At 72.1% G+C, this 22090-nt stretch carries 7 protein-coding genes and 4 pseudogenes; 4 read left to right on the top strand and 7 right to left on the bottom strand.

Going from position 1 to position 22090, the window contains the following annotated elements:
- From ACFYT4_RS34655 to ACFYT4_RS34645, 3 genes and pseudogenes are all read left to right on the top strand, one after another.
- A pseudogene (locus tag ACFYT4_RS34655) lies at window positions 1-217 on the top strand (hypothetical protein); the annotation flags it as partial.
- 191 nt (window positions 218-408) lie between these two features.
- A pseudogene (locus ACFYT4_RS34650) lies at window positions 409-847 on the top strand (transposase); the annotation flags it as partial.
- Between the two features lie 27 nt (window positions 848-874).
- On the top strand, window positions 875-1045 hold the full coding sequence (locus ACFYT4_RS34645; protein ID WP_389278395.1) for a hypothetical protein: 171 nt from the start codon (window positions 875-877) through the stop codon (window positions 1043-1045).
- 48 nt (window positions 1046-1093) lie between these two features.
- Here the strand turns inward: ACFYT4_RS34645 and ccrA are convergent, their stop codons facing one another.
- Window positions 1094-2431 carry a crotonyl-CoA carboxylase/reductase gene (gene ccrA / locus ACFYT4_RS34640; RefSeq protein ID WP_389278398.1) on the bottom strand — a complete coding sequence of 446 codons (1338 nt, stop codon included), beginning with the start codon at window positions 2429-2431 and terminating at the stop codon, window positions 1094-1096.
- Window positions 2432-2520: 89 nt separating this feature from the next.
- Window positions 2521-3714 (bottom strand): cytochrome P450, encoded by a 1194-nt coding sequence (locus ACFYT4_RS34635; protein ID WP_389278392.1) that lies wholly within the window; start codon window positions 3712-3714, stop codon window positions 2521-2523.
- 366 nt (window positions 3715-4080) lie between these two features.
- Here ACFYT4_RS34635 and ACFYT4_RS34630 point away from each other — a divergent pair.
- Window positions 4081-4515: pseudogene (locus ACFYT4_RS34630) on the top strand (transposase); the annotation flags it as partial.
- A gap of 303 nt (window positions 4516-4818) precedes the next feature.
- Here the strand turns inward: ACFYT4_RS34630 and ACFYT4_RS34625 are convergent.
- From ACFYT4_RS34625 to ACFYT4_RS34605, 5 genes and pseudogenes are all read right to left on the bottom strand, one after another.
- Window positions 4819-6252 (bottom strand): MFS transporter, encoded by a 1434-nt coding sequence (locus ACFYT4_RS34625; protein ID WP_389278389.1) that lies wholly within the window; start codon window positions 6250-6252, stop codon window positions 4819-4821.
- 59 nt (window positions 6253-6311) lie between these two features.
- Window positions 6312-7073 (bottom strand): thioesterase II family protein, encoded by a 762-nt coding sequence (locus ACFYT4_RS34620; RefSeq protein WP_389278386.1) that lies wholly within the window; start codon window positions 7071-7073, stop codon window positions 6312-6314.
- Window positions 7070-11023 (bottom strand): annotated as a pseudogene (locus tag ACFYT4_RS34615) (type I polyketide synthase); the annotation flags it as partial. The pseudogene ACFYT4_RS34615 and the gene ACFYT4_RS34620, both read right to left, overlap by 4 nt.
- Window positions 11024-11034: 11 nt before the next feature.
- The gene (locus ACFYT4_RS34610; protein WP_389278384.1) at window positions 11035-20397 is read right to left on the bottom strand and encodes a type I polyketide synthase; all 9363 of its coding nucleotides are present in this window, start codon (window positions 20395-20397) and stop codon (window positions 11035-11037) included.
- Between the two features lie 63 nt (window positions 20398-20460).
- Window positions 20461-22090 (bottom strand): beta-ketoacyl reductase (locus tag ACFYT4_RS34605; RefSeq protein WP_389278381.1); only part of this gene is annotated, 1630 nt, incomplete at its 5' end.

The raw sequence follows: 22090 nt of genomic DNA, 5'->3' as shown, positions 1-22090 counted from the left end.
CCGTCCTGCGGGCCCGAGAACTGGACACGGAGAAAGCAGAAACGGATCCTCCCAGCTCATCCACTACAGCCTCGCCGAGATCCGACGACTGATCAACCGGCTCACCGACCGCCGTCCCACCCCGGTCGACCACATCCTGCACCGGTCGACGTGGCGCCGCAGGCGCCAACACCAAGCCCGCCTCAGCCACTACAAACAACGAGGCCACAGCCCCTGAAAACTGCCCAACAATCAGAACAAACACCGTTGCAGTACTCACCTCGCCTGGTTTTCCGCTGGTTGAGGGTGTGGCCTTGATGGGACAGGAGCGACCGTCCTTCACGGTTCGAGATGTCGAGTAACGGAGCGTGAGAGGACGGTCGCTGTGGCGAGTTGCCCGCTGAGCTCTCGAAGGTCGATCCCTTCGCGGTGCTGTCCCGCTTTCGGGTCGCTTTCCTACGACTGTCTGCACCCGTGCGGACGCGCTCTTCGAGCTGCCCGATGCGGTGCTGTGCGCGGACGGGCCGGTCACCTCACTGCCCGTGCTCACGCTCACCGCGGAGAGCAGCGCGGTCACGGTGCGATGTACAACGCGCTGAACACCGGATGGCTCGAGCAGGTCCCCTTCCGTAACCTGCTCGCCTCGATGCCACTGCCCCGCGCGGCCGACGGGCGGATCGTGCTCACTGTTGCTGTCTCCCCGTGGCTGCGTCCCGACGCCGCCACCAGCCCGGAGCGGTTGTTCTGCCACGTCTACGGACGGTCGGGCCGCGGCAGTGACCGGCCCGTGCCCGGCCGGCCCTACTCCTTCGTCACGGCCGTGGAAACGGGCCGGACCTCCTGGACAGCCCTCCTGGACGCCGTCCGCGGATTCGATTGAGAGCACACCTTCCGCATGCTCAAGCAGACTCTGGGCTGGACCCGTCCCAAGGTCCGCGCCCCCCACTCAGCCGACCTGTGTACCTGGGAGATCAGCGCCGCCCACACCCAGCTCCGTCTCGCCCGCCCGCAAGCCGAGGCCGAGGAGGCCGGGGCGGCGGACGGCAGCTGCTGCCAATCTGTGTGAATGCGGATGTGGGGAGAGGACGGTGGTACGGCGGCCGTGTCGCCGAGCTCAGCTGGTCCGGAACCGGTTGATGGCCGGCTCGTGCCGGGCCCGCAGCTCGGGGTCGGTGACACCCAGGCCCTCCTGGTGAGCCAGGCACAGCACGCCGACCTTGCCGTGGTGGCGGTTGCCGTGGACGTCGGCCACCGCCTGGCCGACCTCGGCGAGCGGGTAGGTGCGGGAGAGCGTGGGGTGGATGCGGCCCTTGGCGACAAGGCGGTTGGCCTCCCAAGCCTCACGGTAGTTGGCGAAGTGGGAGCCGATGATCCGCTTGAGGTGCATCCAGAGGTAGCGATTGTCGAACTCGTGCCGGTAGCCGGAGGTGGACGCGCAGGTGACGACGGTCCCGCCCCTGCGGGCGACGTAGACCGAGGCGCCGAAGGTCTCCCGGCCCGGGTGCTCGAAGACGATGTCCACGTCCTCGCCGCCCGTCAGCTCGCGGATCCTGCTGCCGAGGCGCTTCCACTCCTTGGGGTCCTGGGTGCGCTCGTCCTTCCAGAACCTGTAGTTCTCCGCGCTGCGGTCGATGATGGCCTCGACGCCCATCGCACGACAGATCGCCGCCTTCTGGTCGCTGGAGACCACGCAGATCGGTGTCGCGCCGCCCACCAGCGCGTACTGGGTGGCATACGAGCCCAGGCCGCCCCCCGCGCCCCAGATCAGCACGTTGTCGCCGACCTTCATGCCCGCGCCGTTGCGCGAGACCAGTTGGCGGTACGCCGTGGAATTGACCAGGCCGGGTGCGGCCGCCTCCTCCCAGGTGAGGTGGGCGGCCTTGGGCATCAGCTGGTTGGCCTTCACCAGCGCCAAGTGAGCCAGGCCACCGAAGTTGGTCTCGAAGCCCCAGATCCGCTGCTCGGGGTCCAGCATCGTGTCGTCGTGGCCCGCCGCGTCCTCGAGTTCGACGGACAGGCAGTGCGCGACGACCCGGTCGCCGGGCTGCCAGCGGCGCACGCCGGGGCCGACGCGCAGCACCACCCCGGACAGGTCGGAGCCGATGACGTGGTAGGGCTGGTCGTGCCGCGCGGCCGGGCCTCCGGTGCGGGCGTAGCGTTCGAGGAAGGCGAAGGTCGGCACGGGCGAGAACAGCGCGCTCCACACCGTGTTGTAGTTGACCGAACTCGCCATGACGGCGATCAGGGCCTCGCCGGGGCCGGGCTCCTGGGTCGGTACGTCACGGATGTGCAGGGCCTTCGTGGGCTTCCGGTCGGTGACCGGCAGTCCGTCGAACATGTGTTGTTCGTCCTTGAAGAGCACGGCGGCTCGGTAGGACTCCGGTACCGGCAGACACGCGAAGTCGCGTGACCTCGCGTCCGGCGACTCGATCGCGGCGACCAGGTCGGCTATCACCACAGACTCCTGTCGGTTTCGTTGTGGAAGGGCTCGGGGTCCGCGGGTGGTGGCCAGGGCGGCCCCGGCCACCACCTCGGTCGTGTCTACTGGTTGAGCTTCACCGGGAGTTCGGTCAGGCCGCGCATCACCAGCCCGGGCCGCCACTTGAGCTCGGCCGACGGGTCCAGACGCTCCATCTTGGGGAAGCGCTCCAGCAGTTGACGGAAGGCGATGTGGGCCTCCAGCCGGGCCAGCGGGGCACCCAGGCAGTAGTGCATGCCGTAGCCGAAGGCCATGTGCTGATTCGGGCTGCGCTCGGCGTCGAAGGCCATCGAGTCGGCGACGACCCGCTCGTCGCGGTTGGCCGACAGCAGTGAGATCAGGACGAGCTCGCCCTCCTTGATGGTCTGGCCGCCGAGCTCCAGGGGCTCGGTGGCGACCCGGAAGCTCGCGCCGGGCACCGGGCTCTCGAAGCGCAGGAACTCCTCGACGGCCCCCGGGATCGCCTCGTGGTCGGCCCGCAGGCCATTGGCGAGTCCCGGATCGGCGAGCAGCAGCGCCGTGCCGTTGCCGAGCAGGTTCACGGTGGTTTCGTAGCCAGCGATGATGAGCAGGAAGCACATCGAGGTCAGCTCGTTCTCGGCGAGTCGGTCCTCGTTGTCCCGCGCGGAGATCATCGCGGACAGCAGCTTGTCGTCCGGCTCGGCCCGCTTCCGCTCGACGAGGTCGCGGACGTAGTGAACGAACTCGGTGACCACGTCGACGGGGAAGTTCTGGGTGCCCACTCCGGCGAGATAGGCGTTCGACCAGGTTCGGAAGCGCTCGTGGTCGGTGACGGGCACGCCGAGCAGTTCGCAGATCACCTGCATCGGCAGCGGGTAGGCCAGGTCGCGGATGGCGTCCGGGTGCTCCTGGACGGCCATCTTGTCGAGCAGGTCGCTGGTCATCTGCTCGATCATCGGCCGGAGCCGTTCGATGCGCTTGGCCGTAAACACGGAGGAGACCAGCCGCCGCAGCCGGGTGTGGTCGGTGCCGTCGACCCGCAGCATGTGGGTGCCCATGCTGGCGCGGATCTCGGCGGGCAGGACGTCCTTGGCGACGATCCGGGTGCCGATCCGGTTGGACAGCCGCGCGTCGCCAAGGCCGGCTCGGCAGTCGGCGTACCGGGTGACCAGCCACAGCGGCACCCCGTTGGGCAGTATGACCTGGAACAGCGGGCGTTCCTCACGCAGCCGCTCGAACAGGTCGTGCGGGGATTTCACACCGTACTCGGCGTAGAGGTCGGTGAAGGTAACCATGTACGTGTACTCCTTGTGAAATGAGGGTCAGTGGTCCGGAAGCCGAGCCCCACCCTGTTGGCATGTAGAACGAAGGCGGATCGGGCTTCTCGGCCTTGGACGCGATCCATTGACGAATCAGCTCCCCAGAGCGCCTGCGGCGCTCGCCGTGACCAGGGAAAACTGGGTGGTGCTGTCCGGGAACGCCGGTATCTCCTTGGCGCCGTGAGCCCGGGAATCAGCTTGGCGGCGGGGAGCCGACCACGGGCACCGTGGATTGATGCGGCAGGCACGCGAGTCAGAGTCTTCGGCCTTGCGGCTCCTCCGGACAGCGCACACTGCAGATCGTGATCCGTCCGGGGAGGGAGGCCGGTCGCCGTGGAAGTCATGCACGAGCGGTGCGCGGCGCTCGATATCAGCAAGAGGGACGTCAAAGCGTGCGTGCGGACGCCGGACGAGCGGGGAAGGGAACGCCGCCGTGGTGAGGTGCGTACCTTCACCTCCACCACCAACGCTCTGTACGACCACCTCAGCTCCCAGATCTCCCGGCTCACTGCACGCATCGAGGCCGAGACGCAGCCCTTTCAGGCCGAGCTGACCCGGCTGGAGACCGTCCCCGGGATCAGCCGCCGCATCGCGGAGGTGGTCGTCGCCGAGACCGGCGCGGACATGTCCCGCTTCCCCTCGGCCGGTCACCCGTCCTCCTGGGCCGGGGTGTGTCCCGGCGACAACGAATCCGTCGGACGCCGCACATCCGGGGCGTCCCGGCACGGCAACCGATGGCTGAACGGGGCGCTCGGGGTCGCCGCGATGGCCGCGGCCCGCACCAAGAACGCCACCTGCCTCGGCGCGCTCTACCGCCGCCCGGCCGGACGGCGAGGCAACAAACGGGCCCTGGTCGCGCTGGAGCACTCCATCCTCGTCTCGGTCCGGCACATGCTCACCCACGACATCGACTACCGTGATCTCGGCGGGGACGACTTCCTCCAGTTCCTCCAACTCCTCCGGCTCGGCCCCGACCGGGCCACCCGCCAGGCCGTCCGCCGTCTCCACCAACTCGGCTGCCAAATCACTCTCACCTCCCCACCGACAGCTTCTGAACAGGTACTTCACGTTGTTTTCGGGTCAGTCGAGAGCCGGCTGCCTGGAAGCGGGGGCAGGGGCGGGGGTGGGCGGTTTGAGCGCCGGGATGCCGAGCGCCACCGCACCGCCGGCCAGCAGAACCGCGACGCAGATCCACAGTCCGGGGATCATCGCGTCGGTGAAGGCCGTCGGCGAGAGGTAGTTGCCGCCCCGGCTGGTGAACACGGTGGTGAGGACGGCGATGCCCAAGGCACTGCCGATCTCGCGGACGGTCGCGTTGGTGCCGGACGCCTTGCCGATGTCCTGCGGCTGGACGGAGCTCACCACCACCATCGCGCTCGGTGCGAAGATCAGACCGGTGCCGATGCCGCACAACATGTACGGCGCCACCATCTGCCAGTCGGCGGTGCCCGGGTCGGAGATCAGCGCGCACCATGCCAGCCCCAGGGCGGCGAGTCCCAGCCCGGCGGCGATCAGCTTGCTGGGGCCGAACCTGGGGATGAGCTTGCCCGCGTACGGTGCGCAGATCGTCGGCATGACGGCCCACGGCAGGGTCCACAGGCCCGCCACGAACGGCGAGTGGTGGCGGACCACCTGGAGGTACTGGGCGAGGAAGAAGATCGAACCGAACAGGCCGAAGAACACGGCCAGTGAGGAGAGGTTGGCCAGGGTGAAAGCGCGGCTGCGGTACACGCGCAGCGGCAGCAGCGGCTGGGCGGCCCGGCGCTCCCACAGGACGAAGAGCACCAGCAGTACGGCTGCCGAGGCGTACATCCCGAGCACCCGCCCGGAGGTCCAGCCGTACTCGCTGCTGTCCACGATCGCCCAGACGAGGGCGAGCACCCCCGCAGCGCCGAACAGCAGCCCGAGGAGGTCGAGTCCGGCTGCCGCGCCGCGGCTTTCGGCGTGGACGCGCAGCACCAGCGGCACGGCGATGAGGCCGATCGGGACGTTCAGCCAGAACAGCCAGTGCCAGCCGATGCCGGTGGTGATGGCGCCGCCGATCAGCGGGGCGACGCCGACCGCCAGGCTGCTGATGCCGGACCAGACTCCGATCGCCACGCCGCGCTTCTCCGGCGGCACGGCCAAGGTCAGCATCGTCAGCGACAGCGGCAGCACGGCGGCCGCGCTCATGCCCTGCAGGGCGCGCAGGGTGATGAGTGCCGCGGTCGAGGTGGAGAGCGCGCAGCCGACCGAGAACAGCACGAACAGCGAGAGCCCGGCGACGAACACCTTGCGTCGTCCGTACCGATCGCCGAGGCCGGCCGCGACCAGCAGCAGGCCGGCGAAGCCCAGGATGTAGCTGTTGGTGACCCACTGCAGGCCCTGGACCGAGGCGCCCAGGTCACGTCTGATGGACGCCAGGGCGTTGGTGACCACCAGGTTGTCCAGGGCCACCATGAACATCGGCAGGGACACGGCCAGGACGGTCAGTCCGAACGACGGGCGTGCCGGGGTAGCCGGTTCGTTTGCCATACCAGTCTCTCTGGGTAGGGGGAATCGCCGACGACGTGGCGTCGGCCGGGGGAAATCGGTCAGCAGAAGCGCGCCAGGTCCTCGGTCAGCGCCTGGGTCACCTGGGCGCTCTGCTCTGCCAGGTAGAAATGGCCGCCGGGAAAGCTGCGCAGGGTGAAGCCGCTCTCGGTGTGGTCCCCCCACTCCTCCGCCTCGACCAGGGTGACCTGCGGATCGTCGTCGCCCACCAGCACGCTGAGGGGGCAGCGCAGGCGGGGGCCCGGCTCGTACCGGTAGGACTCCACCGCCTCGTAGTCGCCGCGGATGGCCGGCGTGATCATCCGGATGACGTCGTCGTCGAGGAGCAGTCGGTCATCGGTGCCGTTCAACCGGCGGATCTCTGCTATGACGCCGTCGTCGTCCATCGAGCGGACCCCGCGGTCGCGCAGCTTGGGCGGGGCGGTGCGGCCCGAGGCGACCAGCCCCAGCACCTCCAGTGAGGAGCGCTGCTCGATGCGGCGGGCCACCTCGAAGGCCAGGCAGGCGCCCATGCTGTGCCCGAACAGCACCAGCCGGCGCCGCGGAAGCGACTCCAGCACGGCGAGGATCTCGTCGGCGAGCAGGGGGATGGAGGTAATCGGCGGTTCGGCGCGGCGGTCCTGCCGGCCCGGGTACTGCACCGCCAGTACCTCCGCGACCGAGGCCAGGGCGCCCGCGAGCGGGCGGAAGTAGCTGGCGGAGCCGCCCGCGTGGGGCAAGCAGACCAGCGACAGGTCGGTGTCCTGGGGCGCCGGGTGGTAGCGGCGGATCCAGAGCTCTTGTGCAGCCAGGGCGTTGGTCATTCCCCTACCTCCGTGCGCAGCCAGGACGCGATGGCGTCGGCGGTTGTCCGATGGTGTTCGTCGAGCATCGAGAAGTGGTCTCCGGGTACGTCGACCACGTGGTGGGAGTGCTCCCAGCCGGCCCCGCGTTCGCCGGGGGCCGCTCCGGGGACCTCGTCGGTGGCGCGCAGCAGCAGCACGGGGGTCTCAAGGGCCTGTGGGGTCCAGTCTGCGAAGACCCGGAAGTAGCCGCCCATCGCCACCAGCCGCTGGTCGGTGAGGAGTTCGGCGGCCTCCTCGTTCTCCAGCAGCTGCGAGACCATCAGCCGCGTGCTGGACCCGTCCGCCGTCCGGGAGAAGGTGTCTGCCAGGACGACGGCGGCGGCCGTGGTGCCGAGCGCGGCCAGGTACTCGGCCACGGCGTGGGCGATCCAGCCGCCGGAGGAGCGGCCGAGCAGCACGATCCGGCGGTCGGCCGCGAGTTCGACGGCGGTCTCCGCATGAGCGCCGATCAGCGCCTCCGCCGAGCGTGGCAGCGGCTCGCCGGCCACGAACCCGGGGTGCGGCAGCGCCCAGACCTCTCCCGCAGTGCCGAGCGCCGAACCGAGCCGCAGGTACTCCTGCGGTCCCGAGACGGCGCTGAGCGAGGGGAGGCACAGCACCGCGAGGTCGCCGGCGCCGGCGGTGATGCGCACCGGGGCGGGCCAGCGGTCCGCCTCGGCGCGCGTGGCGAAGTCCGGCCGCAGCGCCGCGGCGGCGGTCAGCAGCTGGAAACCCTCCGTGAGCCGACCCGTGCGGTACGCCTGCCGGAACAGGCCGGCCAGCGGGTCACCCGGGGGCTCGCCGGGCGCCTGTCCCAGTCGCTCCGACAGGTCTGCGGCCAGCGCGGTGACCGTCGGGTGGTCGAAGATGAGGGTCGCGGGCAGGGGCAGCCCGGTGGAGACCCGCAGCCGGTTGCGCAGTTGCAGGGCCGTCAAGGACTCGAATCCGAGCTCGGCGAAGGACCGGTCGGGGTCGACGTCCTGGGGCGTGGCGTGGCCCAGGACAGCGGCGGCGGTCGCCCGGACATGGTCGGCGACGGTGGCGGCGCGCTGTTCGTCGTCGGCGATGCCGGCCAGGGTCCGCTGCAGCGCCCCGGTGTCCTCCTCGGCGGCGGGCGCGAGCACGGGGGTTGCGGGGAGCTTCGCGGCGGGTGTGGACGCCAGCCAGAACGAACGTCGTTGGAAGGCGTAGCGCGGCATTTCGACGCGGCGGGCGGTCGGCAGCGCGGCGGTCCAGTCCACGGCGGCGCCCCGGACGTACAGCTCACCGGCCGACTGCAGGAAACGGGCGGGGTGGCCCTCGTCGCGCTGCAGCGAGCCGGTCACCGTGACGGTGCGTCCGGCCTCGGTCGTCTCCGCGGTCTCCTCGATGGCGGCGACGAGCACGGGGTGCGGGCTCGTCTCGACGAAGTACCGGAAGCCGTCCTCGATCAGCAGCCGTACGGTCTCGTCGAAGCGCACCGTCTGGCGCAGGTTGCGGTACCAGTAGTCGGCGTTCAGCTCCGTCCCGGAGAGCAGCGTGCCGGTGACGGTCGAGTAGAACGGCACCTCAGCCGGCTTCGGTGTGACGGCCGACAGCCGCGTCAGCACGTCCTCTCGGACGCTCTCAACGTGCAGCGAGTGGGAAGCGTAGTCCACCGGAACTCGGCGCACCCGCAGCCCGTCCGCCTCGCTCCGCGCCAGGAACGCGTCCAGGGCATCGGCGTCACCGGCCACCACCGTCGCGTTCGGTCCGTTGACCGCGGCGACCGCGATCCGGGCCGCCCAGGGAACGAGCCGGGCCGCCACCTCGTCGGCCGGCAGAGCGACCGACACCATGCCGCCGCGGCCGGCCAGTCGCGTCAGCACCCGGCTGCGCAGGGCCACCACCAGTGCGGCGTCCTCCAGCGAGAGGGCGCCGGACACGCAGGCGGCCGCGATCTCCCCCTGCGAGTGGCCGGCGACGGCGTCCGGCTCGATGCCGTACGACCGCCACAGGGCGGCGAGCGACACCATGACGGCGAACAGGGCCGGCTGGACCACGTCCACCCGGTCGAGGGAGGGCGCGTCCGGGTCGCCGCGCAGTACCCGGGTCAGCGACCAGCCGACGTGGGGTGCGAGCGCCTCCTCACAGGCCGTGAGGCGGTCCCGGAACACGGCGGAGGAGGCGGCCAGCCGGGTTGCCATGCCGCGCCACTGGGAGCCCTGGCCGGGGAAGACGAAGGCGGTGCGGCCGGCCGTCCGGGCGGCCGCCGTGCCACGGACCGTGAGCGGGGCGTCCCGGCCGTCGGCCAGGGCTCCGAGCCGGTCCAGCAGGTCCTCGCGGCCGTCGGCGACGAGGACCGCGCGGTAGTCGAGTGCGGCACGGCCGGTCGCCAGGGACCAGGCCACGTCCGCGGCGGGCTGCTCCGGGTGGGCGAGCAGGTGCGTGTGCAGCCGGGCGGCCTGGGCGCGCAGCGCCTGCGAGGAGCGGGCGGAGAGCACCCAGGGCAGGGGGCCATGGGGCTCCCCGTACGGTGCGGGTGCGGGCCGTTGCCCTTCCCGCGGTTCGGGAGGCGCCTCGGGCGGTGCCGTGGTCTGTGCCGTGGGTCGTTCCGCGGTGTGATCCTCGGGCTGTTCGAGGATGACGTGGGCGTTGGTGCCGCTCATGCCGAAGGAGGAGACCGCCGCGCGTCGGGGACGGTCCGTCCTGGGCCAGGGGTGCGCCTCGGTCAGCAGCGCTACAGAGCCCCCCGACCAGTCGATCTGCAGTGACGGCGCGTCCACGTGAAGCGTCTTCGGCAGTGTCCCGCGGCGCATGGCCTGCACCATCTTGATCACGCCGCCCACGCCGGCCGCTGCCATGGTGTGCCCTATGTTCGACTTGAGCGAGCCCAGCCAGAGCGGCCGGCCGGCGGGGCGGTTCTGGCCGTACGTGGCGAGCAGAGCCTGGGCCTCGATGGGGTCGCCGAGCCGGGTACCGGTGCCGTGTGCCTCGACGGCGTCGACGTCGGGCGGGTTCAGCCGAGCGTCCGCGAGGGCCTGCCGGATCACCTGGCGCTGGGCGCGGCCGCTGGGCGCGGTCAGGCCGTTGCTGGCACCGTCCTGGTTGACGGCCGAGCCACGCAGCACGGCCAGCACCGGGTGCCCGAGTCGCCGTGCGTCGGACAGCCGCTCCACCAGGAGCAGTCCGACGCCCTCGCCCCAGGCCGTGCCGTCGGCCGAGGCGGCGAAGGACTTGCACCGGCCGTCCGCGGCCAGACCGCCCTGGGCGCCGAAGTCCGCGAAGGCGCCGGGGGAACTCATGATCGTCGCACCGCCGGCCAGGGCCATCGCGCACTCGCCGCGCCGCAGTGCCTGTGCCGCCAGGTGCAGGGCCACCAGGGAGGAGGAGCACGCCGTGTCGACCGTGACGGCCGGGCCCTCCAGGCCGAGGAAGTAGGCGATCCGCCCGGAGGCGACGCTGCCGGCGTTGCCGGTGCTGAGGTAGCCCATGGCCTCGGCGGGGATGGCCTCGGCCCGGGTCGCGTAGTCGTGCAGGTTGAGGCCGGTGAAGACGCCCACCTGCTCGCCGCGGGCCGCGGACGGGTCGAGGCCGGCCGCCTCGAATGCCTCCCAGGCCGCTTCCAGCAGCAGCCGCTGCTGAGGGTCCATGGCCAGGGCCTCGCGCGGCGAGATGCCGAAGAAGTCGGCGTCGAACTCGTCCGCGCGGTGCAGGAATCCGCCGTGGCCCTCCTTGTCGCCGGGCCAGCCGCGGTTGTCCGGGAACCCGGAGATGGCGTCCCGTCCTTCCGACACCAGCTCCCACAGCCCGTCGGGGTCGGCGACACCGCCGGGGTACCGGCAGCTCATGCCGATGATCGCCACCGGTTCGTGCTGCCGGTCGGTCAGCTCGCGCACCTGTCTGCGGGCCTCGCGCAGGTCGGTCGTGGCGCGCTTGAGGTAGTCGAGGTACTTCGCTTCGTTGGTGACGGGTTGCGTGCTCACGACGACTCCAGTTCGGTATCCAGCAGGTCGAAGATCTCCTCGGCGGTGGCGGACTCGAGGTCGGCGTCCGCCGTGCGGTCCGCCGACTGGTCCCGGGAGCCGGTGAGGGCACGCAGCCGGCCGTAGATCTCCTCGCGTTCCGTCCCCTCGCCGGGCAGCACGGCGAGCAGGGCCTCCAACCGGTCCAGCTCCCGGTGGAGTTCGGGCACTCCGGATAGCTCGGCGTCCGCCTCCTCGTCCAGCCGGGCGGCGAGCGCGGCCGGGGTGGGGCAGTCGAACAGTACGGTCGGGGGCACCTGCAGGCCGGTAGCCGCCGTCACGTGGTTGCGCAGTTCGACCGCGGTGAGCGAGTCGATGCCGATGTCCTTGAACGACTGCTCCGGGTCCACGTCGTCGGCTCCGGAGTGCCCGAAGACCAGCGCGGTGCTGCGGCGGACGATGTCGAGCAGCGTGCGTGCCCGTTCGTCCGGTGATTGGGCCAGCAGCCTTTCCCTGGCCCCAGGAGCCGCGATGGGTTCCGCCGCCACCGTGCGCCGGGCCGGGCGGGCAGCCGGGGCGGGACGACGCGCCGTCGGACGGGGCAGGACGGCCGGTGTGGGACGCAGGCGCACGGAGTTCGCCGACGCGACCGGCAGACCGGTCGGGTCGGTCAGCAGGAGGGAGACCGCGCCCGGTGCGGCGGGGGCGATGCGGACGCGGGCGGCGGTGGCGCCGGTGGCGTGCACGGCCACGCCCTGCCAGGATGTGGCCAGTCCGCTGGCTTCCGTCAGGTGGAGCGCGTGCAGCGCGGCGTCCAGCAGTACGGGGTGCACGCGGTACCGGCTGGCCTCCTGTGCCTCGGCCGGGGCGAGGGCCAGCTCGGCGTATAGCTCCGCGTCGCGGCGCCACACGGCCCGGACGGCCTGGAACGCCGGCCCGTGGTCGAGCCCTGCCTGCGCCAGGCGCTCGTACAGGTCCTCGGCGGCGGCCGGTACGGCGCCGTCGGGCGGCCACACGGCCAGGCCGGCGTCCGGGGCCGGGCCGTCGGGGCGCAGCGTGCCGTGGGCGTTGCGGACCCATCCGCCGGAACCGGAAGCCCCCTCCGGCCGCGAGTGCAGTTGGAAGGTGCATCCGTCGCCGGACGGGGTGAGCGTCAGCCTGAGGTGTGTGCCGCCCTGGTCGGGCAGTACCAGCGGCTCCTCCAGGACGAGTTCCTCGACGAGGGCGCAGCCGGTCTCGTCACCGGCCCGCAGGACCATGTCGACCACGGCCGAGGCGGGCAGCACCGGCGTCCCCGCGAGGTTGTGCTGGGCGAGCCAGGGCCGGGTGTGGGCGGCGAGGCGTCCGGAGAACAACAGGCCGCCGGAGCCGGGCAGTTCGATCGCGGCGCCCAGGAGCGGGTGGTCCGCGGGGACGAGCCCGGCGGCGCCCAGGTCCTCCGGCTGCGCGGGCAGCGCGTCGAGCCAGTACCGCTGCCGCTGGAAGGCGTAGGTCGGCAGCGCCGTGCGGGGCGGGCGGGGCCCGTCGAACGCCGCCGCCCAATCCACCGGGGTACCGCAGAACGCCGGCCAGTCCACCGGGACTCCGTGCACGTGCAGTTGGACGACCGCCTTGGTGAGGCTCTGCGCCTCGGCGGTGCCGCCGCGCAGGGAGGGGACGAAGGCGGCGGCTTCCGCGTCCGCGGGCAGGCAGTTGGGGCCCATCGCGGACAGCACGCCGTCGGGGCCGAGTTCGAGGAAGGTGGTCACTCCGTCGGCCCGGAGGGCGCCCACCACGTCGTGGAACCGCACGGTCTGCCGGACGTGCCGCACCCAGTACTCGGGGCTGCCGAGTTCCTCCGCCGTGACCGGGCTGCCGGTCAGAGTGGAGAAGAACGCGGTGGTGGCCGGGGCGAACCGAAGGCCGCGCACCACCTCGGCGAACCTGTCCAGCATCGGTTCCATCAGCGGTGAGTGGAAGGCGTGGCTGACCTCCAGGCGCTTGGTCTTGCGGCCCATGGCGCGCAGCTGTCCGGCGAGGTCGAGCACGGCTTCGGCGGCGCCGGACAGGACGACGGCGGCGGGCCCGTTGACCGCGGCGACGCCGACCTGGTCGGACATGTCCCCGATGAGCTCGAGTACTTCCGGCTCGGTGGCCTGGACGGCGACCATGGCCCCGCCCGTCGGCAGCTCCTGCATCAACCGCCCGCGGGCCGCCACCAGGGCGGCCGCGTCCGGCAGCGGGAACAGGCCGATGACGTGGGCGGCCGTGAGCTCGCCGATCGAATGGCCGGCCACGGCGTCGGGGCGGATGCCCCAGTGCTCGATCAGCCGGTAGAGGGCGACCTCCAGGGCGAACACCGCGGGCTGGGTGAAACCGGTCTGGTCGATCAGCGCCGCTTGGGGGCTGTCCTCGGGTGCGAAGACGATCTCCTTGAGCGGCCGGTCGAGATGCCGGTCCAGTTCGGCGCATGCCTCGTCGAAGGCCGCCGCGAAGACCGGGAACGCGTCGTACAACTCGCGTCCCATGCCCAGGCGCTGGCTTCCCTGCCCGGTGAAGAGGACGGCGAGCCGGCCCGAGTGCGGCCGGCCCTGCGCGACTCCGGCGGCGGGCTCACCGGCGGCCACGGCGGCCAGGCTACTCAGGAGCGTTTCGCGGTCTTCGGCCACCACCACGGCCCGTTGGTCGAACGTGGTGCGCGTGGTCAACAGGGAGTACGCCGCCGCGCCCAGGTCTATTTCGGGGCGCTCGGTGACGAAAGCGTGCAGTCGCTCGGCCTGCGCCCGCAAGGCGGTCTCCGTCCTGCCCGAGACCAGCCAGGGGATCGGACCGGACTCGGCGTCGGTGACGTCCTCGACTGCGGGCGCCTGTTCGAGGATGACGTGGGCGTTGGTGCCGCTCAGCCCGAAGGAGGAGACGGCGGCTCGTCGGGGCCGGTCCTGCTCCGGCCACGCCCGCTGCTCGGTCAGCAACTCCACCGCACCCGCCGCCCAGTCCACATGCGACGACGGCGCATCCACATGCAGCGTCCTCGGCAACACACCATGCCGCAGAGCCATCACCATCTTGATGACCCCACCCACACCCGCAGCCGCCTGAGCATGCCCGATATTCGACTTCAACGAACCCAAGAACACCGGGGCTTGACCGCCCCTGTCCTGCCCATACGTCGCGATCAGTGCCTGGGCCTCGATCGGGTCACCCAGACGCGTCCCCGTCCCATGCGCCTCCACCGCATCCACATCCGCGGCACCCAGCCGCGCATCAGCCAGCGCCTGCCGGATCACCCGCTGCTGCGACGGCCCGTTCGGCGCCGTCAGACCATTACTCGCACCATCCTGATTAACCGCACTCCCCCGCACCACCGCCAACACCCGATGCCCCAGCCGCACCGCATCCGACAAACGCTCCACCACCAGCACACCCACACCCTCGGCCCACCCCGTACCATCCGCACCCTCCGCGAACGCCTTGCACCGGCCGTCCGGGGACAACCCGCGCTGCCGGCTGAAGTCCAGGAATGCGGCCGGGGAGGACATGACCGTCACGCCGCCCGCGAGCGCCATCGCGCACTCGCCGCGCCGCAACGCCTGCACCGCCAGGTGCAGGGTCACCAGCGACGACGAACACGCCGTGTCGACCGTGACCGCCGGCCCCTCCAGACCGAACGTGTACGACAGCCGGCCAGCCGCGATACTGCCCGCCGTGCCGGTGCCGCGGAACGCCTCCAGCTCCTCGGGGATGGCGCGCAGCCTGGTCAGGTAGTCGCGGTTCATCAGGCCCATGTAGACGCCGGTACGGCTGCCGCGCAGCGACGCCGGGTCGATACCCGCCCGCTCGAACGCCTCCCACGACGTCTCCAACAACAACCGCTGCTGCGGATCCATCGCCAACGCCTCACGCGGAGAGATCCCGAAGAAGCCGGCATCGAACTCCGCCGCGTCGTGCAGGAACCCGCCCCCGCGGGTGTAGACCTTCCCGCGCACACCCGGGTCCGGGTCGTAGAGATCCTCCAGATCCCAGCCACGGTCCACCGGGAAACCGGAGATGCCGTCCGAGCCGGTGACCACCAACCGCCACAACTCCTCCGGGGAACCCACCCCACCGGGGAAACGGCAGCCCATGCCCACGATGGCCACCGGCTCATGCGCCCTCGCGTCGACGACGGGCTCTGTGGTGTCGGTGCTCTCCGCGAGGAGTTCGCGGCGCAGATACGCCGCTAGCGCGGCCGGGGTGGGGTAGTCGAAGACCAGGGTGGGGGGCAGCGCCAGGCCGGTGAGGGGGCTGAGCGCGTTGCGCAGTTCGACAGCGCTCAGGGAGTCGACGCCGAGGTCGCGGAAGGTGTGCTCGGCGCCGACTGGGTCGGCCGTCGCGTGGCCGAGGACCGTGGCGGCGTGCGAGCGGACCACGTCGAGCAGCATCCCGTCGCGTTCGGCGGCGGGCAGCGCGAGCAGCCGGTCTCGGAGAGTCGCGGCGGGCGCGTCGGCTGTCCGGGCGGCCGGGCGCGGCGTGCGCACCAGGCCGCTGAGCAGCGGCGGAACCTCCCGCCCGAGCCGGGGTGCGGTGTCGAGGCGCATCGGGATCAGGGCCGCCCGGTCGGCGGCGAGGCAGGCGTCGAAGAGCGCCAGCCCCTCCTCGACGGCGATCGGGGCGAAGCCGGCCCGCTCGATGCGGGCGAGGTCCGCCTCGGCCAGGTGGCCGGTGATGCCGCTGCGTTCGGCCCACAGGCCCCAGGCGAGCGAGAGCGCCGACTGCCCGTTCGCCCGGCGGTGGGCGGCCAGGCCGTCCAGGAAGGCGTTGGCCGCCGCGTACGCGCCCTGGCCCGCGCCACCGAACACGCCGGCGGCGGAGGAGAACAGGACGAAGTGCGCCAGGTCTAGTTCCCGGGTGAGCTCGTGGAGGTGGAGCGCGGCGTCGGCCTTGGGGCGCAGCACCGCGTCGGCCTGCTCCGGGGTGAGGGATTCCACCAGTCCGTCGGCCACGACCCCGGCCGCGTGCACCACGCCGGTCAGCGGGTGCTCGGCCGGGATCCGGGCCAGGATGTCGGCGAGGGCCGACCGGTCGGCCACGTCGCAGGCGACGACCGACACGGTGGCGCCCAGCCTGCCGAGTTCGGCCGCCAGCGCCTCGGCGCCTTCGGCGGCCGGGCCCCTGCGGCTGGTCAGCACCAGGTGGCGGACGCCGTGCGCCGCCACGAGGTGCCGGGCGACGGCCGCACCGAGGGTGCCCGTGCCACCGGTGACCAGGACGGTCCCGCCGGGCCGGAAGGCGGGCGCGCCGGCGCTCGCCCGGGCACGCGCCAGCCGGGCCACCGACCAGGCGCCGTCGCGGACGAGGAACTGCGGCTCGGCGCCGAGCACCGCAGCCGTGAGCGGCTCCCCCGGACGGTCGGTGTCGACCAGGACGAACCGCCCTGGGTGCTCGGTCTGTGCGGAGCGCACCAGGCCGTGCAGCGCGGCACCGGACGGACTGGTGACCTGCTCACCCGTCGCACCGCTGGTGACGAGGACCAGCCGGGCGGCGGCGAACCGTTCGTCGGCCAGCCATGCCCGCAGCAGGTGCAGCGTGCGATGGACCGCGTCGTGCAGTGCGTCGAGCCCCGGCTGCTCGCGTACGACCACCACCTCCGGCACGGCCGCACCGGCGTCGACGGCGGCTGCCAGGGCCTCCAGGGAGAGGTAGTGGTCGTCCTCGGCGGAGCCCACGCCGGCCCAACTGCCCGGCGCCAGCGGCTCCCCCACGTCTGCCGGGATCCAATCGAGCCCGTACAGCGCGTCCGCCGTGGACGACGCGCGCAGCGCATCGGCCTTGACCGGCCGCACCGTCAGCGACTCCACCGACGCGACCGGAAGCCCCGTCGGATCGGCCACCGCCAGCGCCAGCGCGTCCGCGCCGGCCGGGCTCAGCCGTACGCGCAGAGTGTCCGCGCCGGTCGCGAAGAGCCGCACACCCGACCAGTGGAACGGCAGCTGCGGCCCGCCGGACGCCTCCGGTCCGGCCAGGCTCCAGGCGTGCAGGGCGCTGTCGAGAAGCGCGGGGTGCACGCCGTAGCCGTCGGCCGTCTCCTCGGCCAGGGCGACCTCCGCGAAGACCTCGTCCCCGCGCCGCCAGGCAGCGCGTACGCCCCGGAAGGCCGGGCCGTAGTCGAGTCCGGCTTCGGCGAGGCTGTCGTACAGCGTGTCCACCGGGACCGTACGGGCGCCCTGCGGAGGCCACCGGGCCAGATCGAAGTCGGGGTCGGCAGCGTCGGTGGCCAGAGTACCGGTGGCGTGCCGGGTCCACGGCCCGTCGGCGAAGTCGTCGGGCCGGGCGAAGACCGTCAGGCCACGCCGACCCGCCACGCCAGCGGCGCCGACCGCCAACTGGATCTGGAAGCCGCCCTGTTCGGGCAGGACGACCGGGGACTGAAGGGTCAGTTGCTCGATCAGCCGGCAGCCGGACAGGTCGGCCGCGTGGAGCGCCAGGTCGATGAAGGCGGTGCCGGGCAGCAGCACCGTGCCCGCCACCGCGTGGTCCGTGAGCCACGGGTGGGTGCGCAGCGACAGGCGGCCGGTGAGCAGCAGTTCGTCGGCACCCGCCACCGACACCGCCGCGCCCAGTAACCGGTGGCCGGCCGCGCCGAGGCCCAGCTCGGTCGGCAGGGCGGACACGGCCGGCGAGCCGGCGAGCCAGTAGTGGACGCGTTCGAAGGCGTACGTCGGCAGCTCGATGCGGCGCGGGCCGAGGTGGCCGAAGAAGGCGTCGGCGTCGAAGTCGATGCCGCGGACGTACAGGTGGGCAAGGGCGGTCAGCAGGCTGGCGGGCTCGGGGCGCCCTTCGCGCAGGGTGGGGAGCAGCGCCGCGTCACTGTCTTCGGCGAGGCACTCGCGTCCCATCAGGGACTGCATGGCGACCGGGCCGAGTTCCAGGTAGGTGCGGACGCCGTCGGCCTCCAGGGTGCGCATGCCGTCCAGGAAGCGGACGGCGCCGCGTACGTGACGTCCCCAGTACTCCGGGGAGCAGAGCTCGGCGGGATCGGCGAGCCGGCCGTCCAGGCAGTTGATCACCCGCGTGCGCGGCGGGTGCAGCTCCAGCTCCTGGACCGCCGTCATGAACCGGTCCACGATCGGCTCCATGTGGGCGGAGTGGAACGCCCGGCCGAAGGACATCCGGTGGGTTCGCCGGCCGGCGCTCTGCCACTCGTCGCCGATCTCGGCGACGAGGTGCTCGTCGCCCGAGATGACGACCTGCCGGGGGCCGTTGACCAGGGCGACGTCGACGGTGCCAGTACGGCCCCGCAGGGAGGCGCGGACCTCGTCCTCGGACGCCTCGATCGCGACCATCGTGCCGCCCTGCGGCGTCTGCTGGAGCAGGCGGCCCCGCGTGGTGACGAAGACGGCCGCGTCCGCCAGGGAGAGCATGCCGGTCACGTGGAGCACGGCGGAGTCGCCGTTGGAGCCGCCGAAGACCACGTCGGGGCGGATGCCCCAGTGCTCGATCAGCCGGTAGAGGGCGACCTCCAGGGCGAACACCGCCGGGTGACCGTATTCGGCCTGGGTCAGCAACGCGGCCTCGGGGGTGTCCTCGGGTGCGAAGACGATCTCCTTGAGCGGCCGGTCGAGATGCCGGTCCAGTTCGGCGCACGCCTCGTCGAAGGCCGCCGCGAAGACCGGGAACGCGTCGTACAACTCGCGTCCCATGCCCAGGCGCTGACTGCCCTGGAAGGTGAACAGAAAGGCCAGCCCGCCGTCTCCGCGCGTGCCTCGTACCACCGAGGCCGCGGGCTCTCCGGCCGCCAGCGCGGTGAGACCGGCCAGGAGTTCGGCGCGGTCCTGGGCCAGCACGGCGGCCCGGTGCTCGGACCCGGTGCGGCGGCGCAGGAGGGAGTACGCAGCGTCGACCAGGTCGAGATCGGGGCGCTCGGTGACGAAAGCGTGCAGTCGCTCGGCCTGCGCCCGCAAGGCGGTCTCCGTCCTGCCCGACAGCACCCAGGGGAGCAGTCCGCTCGGCTTGCGGGAGACGGCTTCCGACTCCGGTCCGGTGACCTCTTCGAGGATGACGTGGGCGTTGGTGCCGCTCAGCCCGAAGGAGGAGACGGCGGCTCGTCGGGGCCGGTCCTGCTCCGGCCACGCCCGCTGCTCCGTCAGCAGCTCCACCGCACCCGCCGCCCAGTCCACATGCGAGGACGGCGCATCCACATGCAGCGTCTTCGGCAACACACCATGCCGCAGAGCCATCACCATCTTGATGACCCCACCCACACCCGCAGCCGCCTGCGCATGCCCGATATTCGACTTCAACGAACCGACAAACAAGGGCTGTTCGCCGGGACGGTCGCGACCGTAGGTGGCAAGGAGAGCCTGGGCCTCGATCGGGTCACCCAGCCGGGTACCCGTCCCGTGCGCCTCCACCGCATCCACATCCGCGGCACCCAGCCGCGCATCGGCCAGCGCCTGCCGGATCACCCGCTGCTGCGACGGCCCGTTCGGCGCCGTCAGACCATTACTCGCACCATCCTGATTGACCGCACTGCCCCGCACCACCGCCAGCACCCGATGCCCCAGCCGCACCGCATCCGACAGACGCTCCACCACCAGGACGCCGACGCCCTCGCCGAAGCCGGTGCCGTCCGCACCCTCCGCGAACGCCTTGCACCGGCCGTCCGGGGACAACCCGCGCTGCCGGCTGAAGTCCAGGAATGCGGCCGGGGAAGACATGACCGTCACGCCGCCCGCGAGCGCCATCGCGCACTCGCCGCGCCGCAGCGCCTGCACCGCCAGGTGCAGGGTCACCAGCGACGACGAACACGCCGTGTCGACCGTGACCGCCGGCCCCTCCAGACCGAAGATGTACGACAGCCGGCCGGCCGCGATACTGCCCGCCGTGCCGGTGCCGAGGTGGCCCTCCAGGTCCTCGGGGACGCCGGAGGTGTGCACGGCGTAGTCGTGGTACATCAGGCCCATGTAGACGCCGGTACGGCTGCCGCGCAGCGACGCCGGATCGATACCCGCCCGCTCGAACGACTCCCACGACGTCTCCAACAACAACCGCTGCTGCGGATCCATCGCCAACGCCTCACGCGGAGAGATCCCGAAGAAACCGGCATCGAACTCCGCCGCGTCGTGCAGGAACCCGCCCCCGCGGGTGTAGACCTTCCCGCGCACACCCGGGTCCGGGTCGTAGAGATCCTCAAGATCCCAGCCACGGTCCACCGGGAAACCGGAGATACCGTCCGAGCCGGTGACCACCAACCGCCACAACTCCTCCGGGGAACCCACCCCACCGGGGAAACGGCAGCCCATGCCCACGATCGCCACCGGCTCGTGCGCCCTCGCGTCGACGTCGCTGAGCCTCTGGTTCGCCTGCCGGAGGTCGGCCGTCATCCGCTTCAGGTACTCAAGGAGTTTTTCCTGCTCTGCCATCGCCTTGTCCATCGCCTTTCGCAATACGGAGGAGTGCCACTCATCGCCTCGAACCGGTCCGCGTCACACGGAGCCGAATTCCTTGTCGATGAGGCCGAGCAGCTCGTCAGCTGTGGCCGAGGCGATTTCCTGGTCGATGTCCGGGCTGCCGCCGTCGGTTCCCGCGACCTTCGCGGCGAGCGCGTGCAGCCGGGACGACACGTGCTCCGGGTCCGGGAGCCTGGACATGGAGGAGAGCAGGGCCGACTCCAGGCGGTCGAGTTCCTGCAGTACGGCGACCGAGTCCAGTCCCGGGTCCTCGTCGAAGAGTTCGCCGCCGAGGTGTTCGGCCAGGGCTCCCGGCGTGGGGTGATCGAACACCACGGTCGGCGGGAGCTTGACTCCGGTCGCCGCGGCCAGCCGGTTGCGCAGCTGAACGGCGGTGAGCGAGTCGAAGCCCAGGTCCTTGAACGCGCGCTCCGCCGTCACCGAGCCGGTGGTGGAGTGGCCCAGCACCGCGGCGACGTGGGTGCGGACGAGGTCCAGCAGGCCGGCCCGGCGCTCCTCCTCGGGCAGCCCCAGCAGACGCTCCCGGGCGGATACGGCCGCCGACCGCGCGAACCCCGGCCCGGCGTGCCCCGGACGGCGCACCTCGTGCCACAGCACCGGCGGTACGTCCTGGCGCCGAAGCGCCGCGTGGTCGAGGCGGATCGGCACGAGCACGGGCTCGCCGGAGCTCCGCGCGGCGTCGAAGAGGGCCAGCGCCTCCCCGGACGACAGGCCGCGTACTCCCGAGCGTCCCGTACGCTCGCGCTCCGCGTCCGAGAGCGACGCCGTCAGCTCGCTCCGCTCGCTCCACAGTCCCCACGGCAGCGACTGCGCCGGCAGCCCGCCCGCGACTCGGTGTGCCGCGAGGGCGTCCAGGAACACGTTGGCCGCCGCGTAGTTGCCCTGGCCGGGGCTGCCGAGAACGCCGGCCGCCGAGGAGAACAGGACGAAGGCGTTGAGGTGGTGGTCCCGGGTGAGGTCGTGCAGGTGGAGCGCGGCGTCGATCTTCGGGCGCAGGACACGGTCGAGTCGGTCCGGGGTCAGGCCTGTGATCGTGGCGTCGTCGAGGACGCCGGCCGCGTGGATGACGCCGGTCAGGGGCCGGTCCGGGGGAATGGCGGCGAGCGCGGTGGCCAGGGCCTCGCGGTCGGCCGCGTCGCAGGCGACCATGGTGACCTGGGCCCCGAGGGCCTCCAGCTCGGTGGCCAACTCCAGTGCGCCTGACGCCTGTTGGCCGCGTCGGCTGGTCAGGAGCAGGCGGCGTACGCCGTGTTCGGTGACCAGGTGGCGGGCCATCAGGGCGCCTACAGTGCCGGTGCCGCCGGTGATCAGGACCGTGCCGGTTTCCCCGCCGAGGCCCGTGACGGTGTCGGCGGAGGGCGTGTCGTGCCGGACGAGCCGCGGGACGAGGAGCGCGCCGTCGCGTACTGCCGACTGAGGTTCCTCACCCATGGCCAGGGTCGCGGCCAGTGCCTCGTCAGCGCCGTCCACCAGCCACAGACGACCGGGGTGTTCGCGCTGTGCCGAGCGGACAAGGCCCCACACGGGGGCGTTGATCAGATCGGCGACGCCGTCGCCCGGCCGTGCCGCGACCGCGCCGTGGGTGAGGAACACCAGCCGCGTCGAAGCCAGACGCTCGTCGGCGAGGAACTGCTGAAGGAGCGTC

This window comes from Streptomyces sp. NPDC004609 (genome assembly GCF_042873655.1).
Lineage (GTDB): Bacteria > Actinomycetota > Actinomycetes > Streptomycetales > Streptomycetaceae > Streptomyces.
This window is presented reverse-complemented; position numbering and strand designations above follow the sequence as displayed.